The 14,056-nt window shown below is 49.6% G+C and carries 12 protein-coding genes and 1 other annotated feature; of the genes, 11 read left to right on the forward strand and 1 reads right to left on the reverse strand.

Features of this window, described 5'->3' with window-relative positions; translation table 11 throughout:
- Positions 1-64: 64 nt before the first annotated feature.
- The 6 genes from KQJ23_RS11200 (at position 65) to leuS (ending at position 7,032) form a co-directional block, all read left to right on the forward strand.
- Entirely contained in the window at positions 65-1,024 is a 960-nt protein-coding gene (locus tag KQJ23_RS11200) for an ABC transporter permease (protein ID WP_216478965.1), read from the forward strand.
- Positions 1,017-1,838: an ABC transporter permease gene (locus tag KQJ23_RS11205; protein WP_216478966.1), complete on the forward strand. Its 822-nt coding sequence runs from the start codon at positions 1,017-1,019 to the stop codon at positions 1,836-1,838. The genes KQJ23_RS11200 and KQJ23_RS11205 overlap by 8 nt, the downstream gene beginning before the upstream one ends.
- Positions 1,835-2,617 carry an ABC transporter ATP-binding protein gene (locus KQJ23_RS11210; protein ID WP_216479007.1) on the forward strand — a complete coding sequence of 261 codons (783 nt, stop codon included), beginning with the start codon at positions 1,835-1,837 and terminating at the stop codon, positions 2,615-2,617. Before KQJ23_RS11205 ends, KQJ23_RS11210 begins: the two co-directional genes overlap by 4 nt.
- 47 nt (positions 2,618-2,664) lie before the next feature.
- The gene (locus KQJ23_RS11215) at positions 2,665-3,477 is read left to right on the forward strand and encodes an ABC transporter ATP-binding protein (protein WP_216478967.1); all 813 of its coding nucleotides are present in this window, start codon (positions 2,665-2,667) and stop codon (positions 3,475-3,477) included.
- The gene (locus tag KQJ23_RS11220; RefSeq protein WP_216478968.1) at positions 3,467-4,198 is read left to right on the forward strand and encodes an MBL fold metallo-hydrolase; all 732 of its coding nucleotides are present in this window, start codon (positions 3,467-3,469) and stop codon (positions 4,196-4,198) included. Before KQJ23_RS11215 ends, KQJ23_RS11220 begins: the two co-directional genes overlap by 11 nt.
- A gap of 94 nt (positions 4,199-4,292) precedes the next feature.
- Positions 4,293-4,509, forward strand: a binding site (T-box leader).
- Positions 4,510-4,590: 81 nt separating this feature from the next.
- Positions 4,591-7,032 carry a leucine--tRNA ligase gene (leuS, locus tag KQJ23_RS11225; RefSeq protein ID WP_216478969.1) on the forward strand — a complete coding sequence of 814 codons (2,442 nt, stop codon included), beginning with the start codon at positions 4,591-4,593 and terminating at the stop codon, positions 7,030-7,032.
- Between the two features lie 44 nt (positions 7,033-7,076).
- Here leuS and comER read toward each other — a convergent pair whose 3' ends face one another.
- Positions 7,077-7,913 (reverse strand): late competence protein ComER, encoded by an 837-nt coding sequence (gene comER / locus KQJ23_RS11230; RefSeq protein ID WP_216478970.1) that lies wholly within the window; start codon positions 7,911-7,913, stop codon positions 7,077-7,079.
- A 117-nt stretch (positions 7,914-8,030) separates the two neighbouring features.
- On the opposite strand from comER, the gene KQJ23_RS11235 reads away from it, so the two are divergent.
- The 5 genes from KQJ23_RS11235 to KQJ23_RS11255 all read left to right on the forward strand — a co-directional run bounded on the left by KQJ23_RS11235 (position 8,031) and on the right by KQJ23_RS11255 (position 13,667).
- Complete coding sequence (locus KQJ23_RS11235; RefSeq protein WP_249529685.1) at positions 8,031-8,522, forward strand: ComEA family DNA-binding protein; 492 nt, start codon at positions 8,031-8,033, stop codon at positions 8,520-8,522.
- Positions 8,523-8,543: 21 nt separating this feature from the next.
- Entirely contained in the window at positions 8,544-9,062 is a 519-nt protein-coding gene (locus KQJ23_RS11240) for a deoxycytidylate deaminase (RefSeq protein ID WP_044480028.1), read from the forward strand.
- An 87-nt stretch (positions 9,063-9,149) separates the two neighbouring features.
- Positions 9,150-11,822, forward strand: a complete 2,673-nt coding sequence (locus tag KQJ23_RS11245; RefSeq protein ID WP_216478972.1) for a ComEC/Rec2 family competence protein — start codon at positions 9,150-9,152, stop codon at positions 11,820-11,822.
- A 148-nt stretch (positions 11,823-11,970) separates the two neighbouring features.
- A complete protein-coding gene (locus KQJ23_RS11250; RefSeq protein WP_216478973.1) occupies positions 11,971-12,519 on the forward strand; it encodes an RNA polymerase sigma factor in 549 nt (182 codons plus the stop codon).
- Positions 12,516-13,667, forward strand: coding sequence for an anti-sigma factor family protein (locus KQJ23_RS11255; RefSeq protein WP_216478974.1), 1,152 nt, complete (start codon positions 12,516-12,518; stop codon positions 13,665-13,667). Before KQJ23_RS11250 ends, KQJ23_RS11255 begins: the two co-directional genes overlap by 4 nt.
- The last annotated feature ends 389 nt before the right edge of the window (positions 13,668-14,056 follow it).

Below are 14,056 nucleotides of genomic sequence, written 5' to 3' on the forward strand. Positions count from 1 at the left end.
TTTGTTTGATGAGCTCCTCTGCCTAGAGGAGCTTTCATACTTATTATGAAAAAAGAGGTTTGAGATGGTTAAATACACAATCAATCGATTACTAAGCGGTGTTGTTGTGTTATTTGTAATTTCGTGGATTACTTTCTTTGTATTAACCGTCATCCCGGGAGATGCGGCTTTATTATCGCTCGGAACCGATGCGACACCGGAACGGCTGGAGGCATTGCGGGAATCGATGGGACTGAACCAGCCGTGGTATGAACGTTACTTCTCCTGGCTAACTCATTTCCTGGCCGGTGATTGGGGCAACTCATTGTTCTTCGGTGAGGAAGTTTTGACGCTGATTATGCAAAGGTTGATGATAACCGTTTCTTTGGCCGTATTTTCCTTACTGTTAGCGATACCGGTTGCTGCAATCATAGGGATCTTGTCTGCCATATATCAGGATAAGTGGATTGATCGGTTAGCACGAACGGTTATGCAGTTGGGAGACGCCATCCCGCAGTTTTGGCTTGCTCTAATTTTTCTTGTTTTCTTTTCCGGAAAGCTGGGTTGGTTTCCGGTCCCTGGATTCATTCCTGTTGAAGAGGGCTGGTGGAGAAGTATCCAATCCTTGCTGCTACCCTCGATCGTGGTGGCGATTGGTTTGGTCGGCTATCTGATCCGGATCATCCGAAGCTCGATGCTTAGTGCTCTGGAGCAGGATTTTATGCTGATGACACGAGTTAATGGGTTATCGAGCGCACAAGCGGTCTTCAAGTACGCATTGCGAAGTGCGGTTATCGCTCCGGTTACGACGATTTTGATGCAGCTTGCCGGATTGCTGGCCGGTACTGTGTTAGTAGAAAGTATATTCGCCCTCCCGGGAGTTGGACGTCTGTTATTGGTCGCCGTTGAGCAGCGGGATGTTATCCTTTTACAAGGAACGGTTATGTTTATTACCGGCGTAGTAGTCTGCGTGAATTTTCTGGCAGATATTTTATATCGTGTGATCAATCCTATGATCCAATTCGGCGGTGAAAGAAATGCGTAAAGGGAAAAACAATCGGCTCGTCCTGCTTGGGATCGCCTTGGTCAGCATGGTGGTGTTGCTTTGTCTAATTTCATTTATTTATCTTCCGCATGATCCTAATAATATGAATACGTTAGATCGGCTGCATCGCCCCAGCGGGGAATATTTCCTGGGTACGGACCAGTTTGGCCGCGATATATTAAGCCGCATTATGGTATCAACGAGATACGCTTTACTCGTCGGTCTGGTGTCCGTTTCCGTCGGCGCCAGCATTGGTGTCGTGATCGGTTCAATCGGCGGCATTGCCAAAGGTGTATTGCAAAGTGTGATCATGCGGATTATTGATGGATTCATGGCGTTTCCGGGGATGCTTCTTGCATTGATGCTGGTTGCTGTAACAGGGAAAGGGCTATGGAATTCGGTGCTTGCGATTGCGATTTTTATGATACCTACCTATGCCAGATTAGCCTATTCACTTGTTATAGATCAGAAAAACGAATTGTATATCAAGGCAGCCAAAAGCTATGGGGCAACTCCTTTGCGTATTATTGGGAAGCATATCCTGCCTTCCATGCTGCCCAAATTAATCACGCAATTTTCATCGAGCATTGGCGGAGCGATCCTGCTCGAATCCTCGCTGTCATTTTTGGGACTCGGTGTACAGCCGCCGAATGCGAGTCTGGGTCTGATGCTGAGTGAATCCCGCCAATTTACATTGAGCTACCCGTATTTGGCGATTCCCTCCGGCATTGTTTTAGTCATTGCGATTTTAGGATTCAATTTGATCGGAGATGCGTTGAATGATTACACCGTGGGGAGGAGAACGTCGGCATGAGCTCCAAGCTAATGGAAGTAAGAGGGCTGACCATTAAGGATTCATCAGGCACCGTCCTGGTGGAGAATGTTTCCCTAGAACTGAATGACAAGGAGTTTGTCGGGATTGTCGGGGAGTCCGGCTCCGGAAAGTCATTGACCACACAAGCCATCTTAAATGTATTGCCGAAAAGCTTGCAGGCGGAATACAAACAATTGGCCTTGATGGACCGGAGCGTGGAAGGGCTGGATGCCGCACAGATTCGTGCCTTGGTCGGCCGCGAAATCGGCTTTGTTCCGCAAAACACCGTATCCTTCCTGCATCCTTTGATCAAAATCAAGCATCAAATCGGCGATGCTTACATGCGTCACATGAAAAAAAGCAGGAAAGATGCCTATGCCAAGGCTTGCCGCTTGCTATCCAAAGTCGGTATCAAGGACCCGGACAGGGTGATGAATGCGTATCCTTTTCAAATTTCGGGCGGCATGAAGCAACGCGTCAATATTGCATTGGCTTTGATGACCGACCCTAAAGCAATTATTGCCGATGAACCGACCACGGCCTTGGATACCGTTATTCAGAGACAGGTCATGGATCTGTTCGATACGATGAATAGACTAGAGGGGGTCCCGATCCTGTTCATATCGCATGATTTGAACATCATTCGAAGGTACTGCAGCCGTGTTTACGTCATGTATAAAGGCAAGCTTGTTGAGTCCGGCAGCACCGAGCTGGTCTTTTCACAGCCCAAGCATCCGTACACAAGGCAATTGTTGGACTCTACCATGACCATCAAATAGGCTACAGCCTCGATAGGGAAAATTGCTTCCGTAAGGAGGACTATGATATGGATATGATTATTGAAGCGAAGGATATTGTGAAGACCTTCAAATTAAAAAAGCAAAGCATCTTTGATAAACAAGCCTATTTCACCGCGGTCGATCGCGTTTCGGTTCGGATTCCAAGAAAGAAAACAGTGGGGGTAGTCGGCGAATCGGGTTCGGGCAAATCGACGTTTGCCGAGATTGTCGGGAATTTGCAGCAGCCTACATCTGGAGAAATTCTATATTACGGCAAGAACATTAAGGAGCTATCCAAAGCAGAATATAAGAAATACCGAAGCAATGTGCAGTTTATTTTCCAGAGCGCCAAGGAGTCTTTAAACCCGCATCTCTCAATTAAAGAAGTGTTGATGGAGCCTTTGAAAATTGCAAGCGATAGCTTTGATGCCAACGCAGCTCTCCATCAAATCAAGGAAATGCTGCATAGAGTAAAGCTGGAAGACAGCATTCTCAACAAGCATGCAACTGAAATTAGCGGAGGTCAAGCACAGCGGGTGGCCATTGCCAGGTCTTTGTTGCTGAAGCCGCAGCTTATCGTCTGCGATGAATCCGTCTCGGCCCTGGACGTGTCGGTTCAGAAGCAAATTCTCGATTTGCTGTTGGAATTGCAAAGAGAGCTTGAAATTTCCTACCTATTTATTACTCATGATATTGGTGTTGTTAATTATATGTCTGATTCTATAATGGTGATGAAGCACGGGAAAATGGTCGAGCAAGGGACCAAAGAGGAAGTGCTCTTTGCGCCGAAGGACGAGTATACCCAGACCCTGGTCTCCAGTTCATTTTTGTTCGATAAGGAGAGTAATTATGCAATGTAGAATCATCGGCATGTGGGGCGGCTTTCCGAAGCAAAATGGCCCTACATCAGGTTATTTGATTGAGCATCAAGGCTATACGGTTATGGTGGACTGCGGGAGCGGAGTCCTGGTTAAAGCCCAGGAATATATCGATTTGAATGACATTGAGCATGTGGTGCTGTCTCACTATCATTATGATCATAATGCCGATATTGGAGCTTATCTGTATTCAAGGCTAGTGAACACTCAGATCGGGCGGGCGGATAGGGTGTTAAACATTTATGGTCCGGAAAGCGAGAGCTTTCGTAAAGAGGTGGAGGGGATAATAGGGTCCCGTTTTGAAAGTTTCGATGCAACCACATCACTGACATTAGGCCCATTTAGGTTTGAATTCAAGAAAAATGCACATACCGTTGAAGCTTATGCGATGAAGATCACCTGTGAAGATAAAGTGCTGGTCTACACCTCTGATACCATGTTTACGGAAGATTTAATTTCGTTTGCGCTGGAAGCAGATTTGTTGATAGCCGAATGCAGCTTGTATCATGGGACGGACGGATCGCGCATGGGTCATATGACATCCAAAGAAGCCGGAATATTGGCACACCGTTCCCATGCAAAAAAGGTCCTGCTGACGCACCTGCCGCATTACGGAAATTTGCAGGATTTATTGGCGGATGCCAAACAACAAGGAAACCGGAATGTTCATTTGGCAGAGCCGGGCATGTTGATAGAATTGTGAGTGTGCAATGGGGTGGCCGCACAAATGAATGTGTAGTGACGACATTGACGCCAAGCTTTGATTTCTATATAATGGTTGTGATTAAATTGGATATTCAGAAGCAATGATGAGGAGTAGTAATTCAAGTTCTGCCACCCAGAGAGCCGGCGGTCTGGTGCAAGCCGGTTGGGGAATAAGAATGAACTCGCCTCGGAGTGATGATGCGAACCATCATCGTTTTACCCGCGTTAAGGGTGTAAAGGGAGCGTTAGACAAAGGATGTCCGACGCTAACTAGGGTGGTACCACGGGAAACTTCCTCTCGTCCCTAGCGATGATACGCTAAGGATCGGGAGGTTTTTTTTATTCCCTTCGATAGCTGGGTTGAATTATGTACTCTAGGGAGGACTAGAAATGACAGAGAAGCAAACATCGCATGATGTGTATCAGGCTCAGACGATCGAGCCAAAGTGGCAGGCTTACTGGGATGAGCACCAGACCTTTAAGACTCGTGAAGAAGCAGGAAAACCGAAATTTTATGCGCTTGATATGTTTCCTTATCCATCCGGCGCGGGACTTCACGTGGGTCACCCGGAAGGCTATACGGCTACTGATATCGTGTCCAGATTCAAGCGGATGCGCGGCTACAATGTGCTTCATCCGATGGGATGGGACGCCTTCGGGCTGCCGGCGGAGCAGCATGCTCTTGATACGGGAGAACATCCGCGCGATATTACGGTCAAAAATATCAACAACTTCCGACGCCAGATCAAATCGCTGGGCTTCTCCTATGACTGGGATCGTGAGATCAGTACGACAGATCCTGAATATTACAAATGGACACAATGGATTTTTATCCAACTCTATAAAAAGGGTCTTGCTTACGTAGCTGAAGTGCCTGTGAACTGGTGCCCTGCACTTGGAACCGTACTCGCAAACGAAGAAGTCATCGACGGCAAGAGCGAGCGGGGCGGCCATCCGGTTGTACGCAAGCCAATGCGCCAATGGGTGCTTAAAATTACCGAATATGCAGAACGATTGCTTGAGGATCTGGAAGAACTGGACTGGTCGGAGAGCATTAAGGATATGCAGCGCAACTGGATTGGCAAATCCGAAGGAGCTGAAGTGGTCTTTGCTATCGCTGGACACGAAGAGACGCTGACGGTATTTACGACTCGTCCTGACACTTTGTTCGGTGCCAGTTATGCGGTTCTGGCTCCTGAGCATGAGCTCGTGGCTCATATTACCGCAGAGGCGCAGGCAGCTGCAGTGAAGGCGTACCAGGATCAAGCCGCCCGCAAGAGCGATCTGGAACGGACTGATCTGGCCAAGGAAAAAACCGGCGTATTCACGGGTGCTTATGCGGTCAATCCGGCCAACGGCGCAAAGCTGCCGATCTGGATTGCCGACTATGTGCTTGCTGGCTATGGAACGGGTGCCATTATGGCTGTTCCGGGTCATGATGAGCGGGACTACGAATTCGCCAAGCAGTTCGAGCTGCCAATTATTGAAGTAGTGTCCGGAGGTAACCTGGACGAAGAAGCTTACAGCGGGGATGGAGCGCATGTCAATTCCGACTTCCTGAACGGTCTTCGTAATGAAGAGGCCATCAAGAAGATGATCGTCTGGCTTGAGGAAAAGGGTAAAGGAAAGGGAAAAGTAACCTATCGTCTGCGCGATTGGCTGTTCAGCCGTCAGCGGTATTGGGGAGAGCCGATCCCGATTCTGCATCTGGAAGACGGAACGATGAAGCCGGTGCCTGAGGATCAGTTGCCGCTCGTTCTGCCTGATGTGGATGCAATCAAGCCATCGGGTACGGGAGAATCTCCGCTTGCCAATGTGACGGAATGGGTAAATACGACCGACCCTGAGACTGGCCTGCCAGCACGCCGCGAGACGAATACCATGCCGCAATGGGCGGGAAGCTGCTGGTACTACCTGCGTTATATTGATCCGCATAATAATGAAGAGCTTTGCTCAAAGGAAAAGCAGCAGGAATGGCTGCCGGTTGATCTGTATATCGGCGGTGCGGAGCATGCGGTACTCCATCTGCTGTACGCCCGATTCTGGCACAAGGTGCTGTATGACCTTGGCGTGGTCTCGACGAAGGAACCGTTCCACAAGCTGGTAAACCAAGGGATGATCCTTGGAACGAATAATGAGAAAATGAGTAAATCCCGCGGTAACGTAATTAATCCGGATGAGATTGTCAACGAATTCGGTGCAGATACCTTGCGGATGTATGAAATGTTTATGGGACCATTGGAGGCGACCAAGCCTTGGAATGCTAACGGTGTGGAAGGCACGCATCGCTTCCTGGCCCGGATCTGGCGTTTGTTTGTTGCTGAAAACGGCAGCCTGAATGCCAAAATTGTGGACGGGGACGGCAGTGACGAGTTCAAACGGACCTGGCACAAGACGATTAAGAAGGTCACGGAGGACATGGAAGCACTTCGTTTCAATACAGCGATCAGCCAACTGATGATCTTCATTAATGAAGCCTACAAGACCGAGGTTATACCAAAAGCGGCAGCAGCGAGCTTCGTGCAAATGCTGTCTCCGTTGGCTCCGCATCTGGCCGAGGAACTGTGGGAGCGTCTTGGACATCAAGAAAGCATTTCTTATGAGCCTTGGCCAGTCTATGATGAAGCGTGGACTGTGGATGCCGAGGTTGAAATCGTGGTGCAGGTTAACGGCAAAATCGTGGAGCGCACGAAGATCTCCAAAGATATGGATCAAGCGGCCATGCAGGAGTACAGCCTGGGATTGCCGAATGTCAAACAGGCGACAGAAGGCAAGACAGTCCGCAAGATTGTCGCTGTTCCGGGTAAACTGGTTAACATTGTAGTAGGTTAAAGCACGGTCAGGCAGGCCAGGCGTACATCCTTCAATGGGATGAACTAGACCTGACCTGCCTGTTTTGTAAACAATTGATCCAGCTTGCTTAGATCCTCCTCATATTTGCGGTGTGTCGTCTCGATCAGTGCGCTGAACACATGCTGTAGACGGACTCTTAGCACAGCGATTCCCTCGGCGGTCACTCCCCCGGGAACCGCTACCCGGCGTTGCAGCTCTTCCGGAGAGAAGCCGCTCCCGGTAAGCAGCTTGCCTGTGCCATGCAGCATTTCTGCACCAAGCCTTATCGCGTGGTGATACTCGAGGCCGGTATGTCTCGCAGCGGCCTCGGCCCATTCCTGAAGGATGAAGGCAATGAAGGCAGGACCGCAGCTCGAGATATCCGATGCTATCCGCGTTTCGGATTCATCAATCACTACGGGCTCACTGATGGACGACATTAGTTGTTCAAGCAATAAGCGATCCTCGGGCAATATGCGCTGTCCATAAATGCATAGCGATGCCCCGGACAAGGCAGAGTGTGTAATGCTCGGAATAATCTTGGCAATTTTGCACGGAATTCTTCCTTCAAGCATTTCGATCTGGACAGGACTTGTTATTGACACGACGATCTGACTTTCATCCAGCACGTCAGCGATCTCAGCCAGAATAAGCGGATAATCCAGCGGCTTTACGCACAGGAAAATAATCTGGCTCCCTGCAGCGGCTTCCACATTGCTGCTGACGGCTTGCAGTCCTGGATAACGCTTGGCCAGCCCGTCTGCTTTTTCCCGGGAACGATTGCTGGCACAAATAAAATGCGGGTGCAACGCACCGGAACGCAGGAAAGCTTCAATCAGCAAGCTTCCCATCGATCCAGTTCCGATGAAGGCTACTTTCATCCTTGTTCCCCCTTCCGTATGCAACCTCGTAATATATAACCTGATATAGTAGGTTTATGCTCACAGAATGCATATTCATGACTTATTTCATGGAAATTTTAAGGTCGGGGGATGCCAATGATTAGAAAAGGGTACGTCATAACATCACTGATCTCGGCGATGGTAGGAGCAGCACTGGTATGGTTTGCGGCTGGAGACCGCCAAGACCGGGTTATCGATGACTGGATTCCGCTGAATATGGAGATTGCCGCTGCTGTATCGCTGCAAGAGACGGCTGCCGAGCCGCAAGTCGAGACAACGACTCCACCGGAGGCCGTGCCTGCTACTACGGATACGATCCAAACACCGGCCCCTGCCGAGACGGCAGTTACGCTGCCGTTACAGACTTCTCAATTAGAGAATGCGGCTGCAGTATCCAATGTAATTTCTATTAATACAGCTTCAATGGCAGAGTTAATGGAGATTCCAGGCATCGGAGAGAAGAAAGCGCAGGCTATTATTGAATACAGAACTTCTCATGGATTATTTAAAACCGTGGAGGATTTAACGAAGGTCAAGGGAATTGGAGATAAGATGCTGGAAAAAATGAAGCCGCATATCGGGCTGTAGGAATGGAGGAATTTGCTTATGATAAGTCCGGAGACGCGTAAAGATTGGGATACCTACTTCATGGATATTGCTTATATGGTGTCAACCCGCTCACGCTGCAGCCGCAGACATGTGGGTGCTGTATTGGTACAGGGCAAGAAGCTGCTGGGCACGGCATACAATGGTGCCCCGTCCGGCGTGCCCGATTGTCTGGAGGCCGGGTGCATGATCGCCGAGGATTACGAGGTTACCGTTGTAGAAGGCCAGGAAAAAGTAATCAAGAAGCAAAGATGCATCCGGACGATTCATGCGGAGCAAAACCTGCTTCTGTTCACGGATCGGGTAGATCGGGAGGGGTCAAGCGTTTATGTTACGGATGAGCCTTGCTGGACCTGTGCCAACATGCTGGCGAACAGCGGAATTACAGAAATCGTGTATCACCGCCCTTATCCGAAGGATACGGGAAAGGTAACGGCAATGATGCAGCAAAAAGGCATCGTCTTCAGAAGGCTGGACACCTATTCTCCTCCTCCGGAGACCGTAGTCATGATTCAGGATTAAAATTTTGATTAAGATGCAGGAAGGACCTCATCTGTCTAAAAGACAGGCGAGGTTCTTTTTATTTTGAACGAAAAAGGAAGGTTCACTATGAAGCAGAGACCTTTGGTTCAGGCGGCTTGCTTTTGGATTGCGGGCAGCACAGCCGCTTGTCTGTTGCAAGGAACGGAGTTCTGGCTGCTATGGGCAGGCATGGTGCTGATGCTGCCGCTTTACGGGTTAATATGCTCCTTGTCCTGGAAGAAGCTTCTGATTTTAGGGGTTGTTTTCTCGGCGGCTGCCGGATATTGGATGGTTCAGGACAAGCTTAACACTAGCAAGCTGTCGGATTCGTATAAAGAGATAAGGCAATCCGTCCTTCCCGACAAGACAACGGCTGCCATGCAAGGCACCCTTATGACTTCTCCGGACATCGATGGCGACCGGGTAACCTTTACGCTCCGTTTGAAGGGAGAAGTCGAGCTGGCCCTTGGGCACACTGATACCGATCTGCTGCCTGCCGAGAAGAAGCTGTCTAATGTGGACGGCGAGAGAGTTCTGGTGCAGGTAACTTTGGCAAAGAAAGAGGAACTGGACGAAGCATCCTTATGGGGAAGGGGACAGGAAATTCAGATTCGAGGGGCGCTTGAACGGCCTGGCATATCCAGCAATTATGGCGGCTTCGACTACAGGAACTACCTCCGCTATCAGCGGATACATTGGCTGCTGAAGGTTAAGGGTGCTTCGGAAGTAGTGCAATCGAATCGTGCCGGAGGCTGGGGAACCCCGCAGCTGCTTAGCAATATTGATCAGCTCCGGCAAGCGCTTGGGGCGAAGGTGGATACGTTATTCCCGGATTGGCAGGGCGGATATATGAAAGGGCTTCTGATCGGCCTGGCTGATGAACTGGAGCCTGATAAATACACTCAATTTACGAACCTGGGGCTTAGTCATATTTTGGCGATATCCGGAAGTCATGTGGCTATCAATATTGGCTTGCTTTTGGGGCTTTGCCGGTTGTGCAGGCTTACTAAAGAGACCTCGCAGATGTTAGCGTTAGGCTTCACTCCGTTTTATGTTCTGCTGACAGGATTTACCCCTTCTGTTATCCGTGCCGGAATGATGACTATGCTGGGACTGTATTTGCTCCGCAGAGGGCTGTTGAAGGATGGTCTCCACCTAGTCTCCGCTTCTTGTCTGGTCATGCTGATCTGGGACCCTTACTTACTTGTAAATGTGAGCTTTCAGCTGTCCTTTGCCGTAACCGCCGGCTTAATCGTGTTTGTACCGTTGCTTATGCCATGGCTAAAATGGCTGCCTAGTCGATTTCGCTCTGCAGTAGCCATTACTGTTGCGGCCCAGTTGGTCTCCTTCCCTCTGACGATTTTTTATTTTAATCAGGTCTCGATTCTGTCCCTGGCAGCAAATCTGGTGCTTGTTCCAGTGGTCAGTCTTGTTTCGCTTCCGGGAGGAACGGCTGCTCTGCTGGTCGGTCTGATCTGGATGCCTCTTGCCCGCTTTATTGCCTACCCGGTAATTCAGCTCAATCGCTTAACCTTTATTATCACAGAGTGGCTGAATAGCTGGATGGGGTCTATGACGTATTGGAAATCTCCCTCGTTGCTCTGGATTCTCTCCTTTTACGTTGTGCTGTATTGGCTTTTGTCACGGGAAGCAGGTACAGCGAAGGAACGGGAGCGGAATCGTGGCAGCCTTCTGGCGCAAGAGGATACGGCCCCGCTTCCGTCCTACCCAGATCATCATGCAGGGCCAGCTTCAGCACCCGGTCCGTTCCCCTTCTTCAATGAGCCCCGCCGATCGTGGCGCGATATCGGAATATCGCTGGCAGCCGCAGCTATCATAGGGGTTCTTCTCTATGCCGGCTTCCAGTCTGACTATCGCCAAGGAACCGGGTATGTTGAATTTTTGGATGTCGGACAAGGGGATAGTGCATTAATTACAACGCCTGAGGGACTTCATATTCTGATAGACGGCGGGGGAACCGTCACTTTCCGAAAATCCGGCGATACTTGGCGGCAGCGCAAAGACCCTTTTGAGGTAGGTAAGAAGACGCTTGTCCCTCTGCTAAAAAAGCGGGGTATTCACCGGCTGGATGCCGTGGTGCTGACCCATGGAGATCAGGATCATATCGGCGGCTTGCAGGCGGTTTTGGACAGCTACCCCGTTGGAATGATTTTTCTTAATGGCAGTCTTGCGGACTCGGCAACGATGAATCAGCTCATGAAGACGGCTTTAGAACAGGATGTCCCCATTTATGCAGTCAAAACAGGACAAGTATTACAGCCTGACCAGAAAACCCGGCTTGTATTTCTGGCTCCGGAGGATGAACGTATCACCTCGAATTTTCCTTATACTAAGGATCAGAATACGCGATCCGTAGTGTTCCGGCTAACTATGGATGGGGTTTCGTTTCTATTTACGGGAGACATGGATGCTAAGGCAGAACGGCGAATTTTGGAGAAGCTGGAGAGTCAAGCAATCAAGGGCTTTCAGCTTCAAAGCGATATATTGAAGGTCGCTCATCATGGCAGCAAGACCTCCTCCACACAGGAATGGCTGGGCCAAGTGCAGCCTAGGGTTTCTGTTATTTCAGCGGGCAGGTCAAACGTGTATGGTCATCCTAACAGCAGTGTTGTCGAACGGCTCGAAGCAACAGGCAGCCAGATTTATCGGACCGATTTGAACGGAGGAATCCAGTTCAGAATTCTACAGGGGGAACTCTACGTTCGGAGCAAGTGGCAGACTTTAAATGAAGCGTACTGATCTTCCAGCAGCCTGCGGATGACGCAATCTATTTTTTTTGATATTCTAAGGTGAGTTAATCAGGAATTTATCAAAAATAATAGTAACAACATTGCAACATATTTCGGGACGATCCCGTCTGTAAGGTTGCAAGAGAGGGGGAGCCTTTGTGGTGGAGCAAGGACTCGTCAGAGCCGCTCAATCGGGCGATCGCGACGCTCTAATCACCCTATTGCGAGAAATTGAGAATCATGTATATACTACGGCCTTTTACATTCTAAAAAATGAACAGGATGCTATGGACGCTGCGCAGGAAGCACTTATCCGCATTTATACAAAAATTGATTCTTATGAGGAGAAGGCGCAGTTCAAGACCTGGGTTCAACGAATCGTAACAAATATCTGTATCGACAAATTTCGCCGGGCTAAGCCGACCGTATCCATTGATGAGCATGAAATGGTCTTTCAGGGAAAGGAAAGCGTAGAACGCGAGGTAATGTCCGGTTATCTGGCTCAAGATATCCGGGAGGCGATTGACCAATTACCCGAACAGCATCGAATGGTCGTTGTACTGAGGTACTTGCAGGACTTCTCTTACAATGAAATAGCCGATAGTCTGAATCTGCCGCTGAATACGGTGAAATCCTATTTGTTCAGAGCCAGGCAGCAGCTTCAGCACTTACTTCAAGATTATCAGAAAGGTGGTGTATCAGGATGAAATGCTCGGAGGCGGTGGAATGGATGCATCGTTATATCGACCATGATCTGAGCGAGGAAGAGAGCTCGGCACTGTTTGAGCATATTCAGAGCTGCCGTGATTGTGAAGAAGAGTTCGCTATGCTCAAGGAGCTGTCTGCCCAATTGGAGGAGCTTCCGGTGTTGGCCCCGCGTTACAGCCTTGTCGATGCGATTCTCCCGCAGCTTGAGGCGCTTGATCTTGGTCGCCGGGAAGAGGGCAGCGCATCCGAGGAGATCCCTGCCGCGACAATGGCAGCTGCACCGGTCAATCGCCGGCGCGAGCGGACCTCGGGCCGCAGCCGTGCTTATCGCACAGGCGCGTTCGGTCTGGCGGCAGCAGTGATTTTGGGTGTGTTCATTTATCAGGTAGAGCCGCGTACCGTTCGCGATGCTGAGATAGCTTCTTATTCCGTAATGGACACGAGTGAGAATTCAGCTTCGTTGGAATCCTCTACTCAGGATATAGCGCAGTCGTCGGATGCACAAAATATGACAGCCGGCAGTGAGCAGGAAGAAGCTGCTCAGGATGCCACATCAACAGATCCAGAGTCTGAGGCATCTGACAATAAGTCAGCTTCTTCAGATGAACGCAGCACGGCGGACAGCAGTCCGATTGCTGGTTCTGACCATTCGACGGGGGCAGCTCCGGAGCAGCCGGATTCCCCGGCCTCGAATCAGAAGAGCCCATCGTCTTCTTCAGGACAAAAGTCGACTGGCCAGGAAAATGAGAGGTCAGCCAACAAGGAAGATACGTCTGCCGGACACCGCGCTGGCGGTTCGGACGGTGCCGTAAGTGATGAAAGCGCAGCTGATGCTCCTTTGCTCCAGAAGAATGACGGCATTACTGAACAGGAGTCGGATGTGCAGGACGAAAGAATAATGATGGGGATCTCCGGGTTTGCAATGTTAAATGAGTGGCCTTCTCCGGATGGACTCTTCCTGGTGAAATATCTGGATGAACATTTGTATTTGTACCGGAATGAGTCCGACAGCTCAACCGTTGTTACGGACTTGCCTGTAGAAGGCGAGTGGATTAGCGGCGAGTGGTCTGAGGATGGGACAGTCTTTACTTATATTGTAGAGAAAGACGGAGTATCTGCTTCCTATACCCTTCAGCCTGTTCGCTAAAAATACAGAGATAAAGAAAACGGGCCCCAAACGGTGGCACCTTTTCGGAAGATATGGAATAGGTTATATCTATATAAGCTGAACTGAAGATTGTGTATCTTGGGGGCAACGTATGTAATGTGCTTGCGAGCGCTGCCGCTTCTACAGCACATAGCACACTTATGCCTTATCCACGCACACGTTCATTTAATTCATCTTATATAGCTACGGTAAAGAGCTACACCCTGAACGTCGTATGACCGCAGGCGGGATTGTTTCTAGAGCCTTCCGGCCTGCGTTTATATAGATGCTCTGGGACAAAGGGACTTTCGCACAGCGAGGGTTCCTTTGTTGCTTTTCATGCAAGGCTTGGACGAATCCGCCATTTCACAGTATCATAGAGACTAGAT

The sequence above is a fragment of the Paenibacillus brevis genome (assembly GCF_018919145.1).
In the GTDB taxonomy this organism is placed as follows: Bacteria; Bacillota; Bacilli; order Paenibacillales; family Paenibacillaceae; genus Fontibacillus; species Fontibacillus brevis.

What these genes read in the sequence shown, in the direction of transcription:
- KQJ23_RS11200 (WP_216478965.1), top strand. Translation starts at nt 65, where the DNA reads ATGGTTAAATACACAATCAATCGATTACTAAGCGGTGTTGTTGTGTTA.
- KQJ23_RS11205 (WP_216478966.1), top strand. Translation starts at nt 1,017, where the DNA reads ATGCGTAAAGGGAAAAACAATCGGCTCGTCCTGCTTGGGATCGCCTTG.
- KQJ23_RS11210 (WP_216479007.1), top strand. Translation starts at nt 1,835, where the DNA reads ATGAGCTCCAAGCTAATGGAAGTAAGAGGGCTGACCATTAAGGATTCA.
- KQJ23_RS11215 (WP_216478967.1), top strand. Translation starts at nt 2,665, where the DNA reads ATGGATATGATTATTGAAGCGAAGGATATTGTGAAGACCTTCAAATTA.
- KQJ23_RS11220 (WP_216478968.1), top strand. Translation starts at nt 3,467, where the DNA reads ATGCAATGTAGAATCATCGGCATGTGGGGCGGCTTTCCGAAGCAAAAT.
- leuS (WP_216478969.1), top strand. Translation starts at nt 4,591, where the DNA reads ATGACAGAGAAGCAAACATCGCATGATGTGTATCAGGCTCAGACGATC.
- comER (WP_216478970.1), bottom strand. Translation starts at nt 7,913, where the DNA reads ATGAAAGTAGCCTTCATCGGAACTGGATCGATGGGAAGCTTGCTGATT.
- KQJ23_RS11235 (WP_249529685.1), top strand. Translation starts at nt 8,031, where the DNA reads ATGATTAGAAAAGGGTACGTCATAACATCACTGATCTCGGCGATGGTA.
- KQJ23_RS11245 (WP_216478972.1), top strand. Translation starts at nt 9,150, where the DNA reads ATGAAGCAGAGACCTTTGGTTCAGGCGGCTTGCTTTTGGATTGCGGGC.
- KQJ23_RS11255 (WP_216478974.1), top strand. Translation starts at nt 12,516, where the DNA reads ATGAAATGCTCGGAGGCGGTGGAATGGATGCATCGTTATATCGACCAT.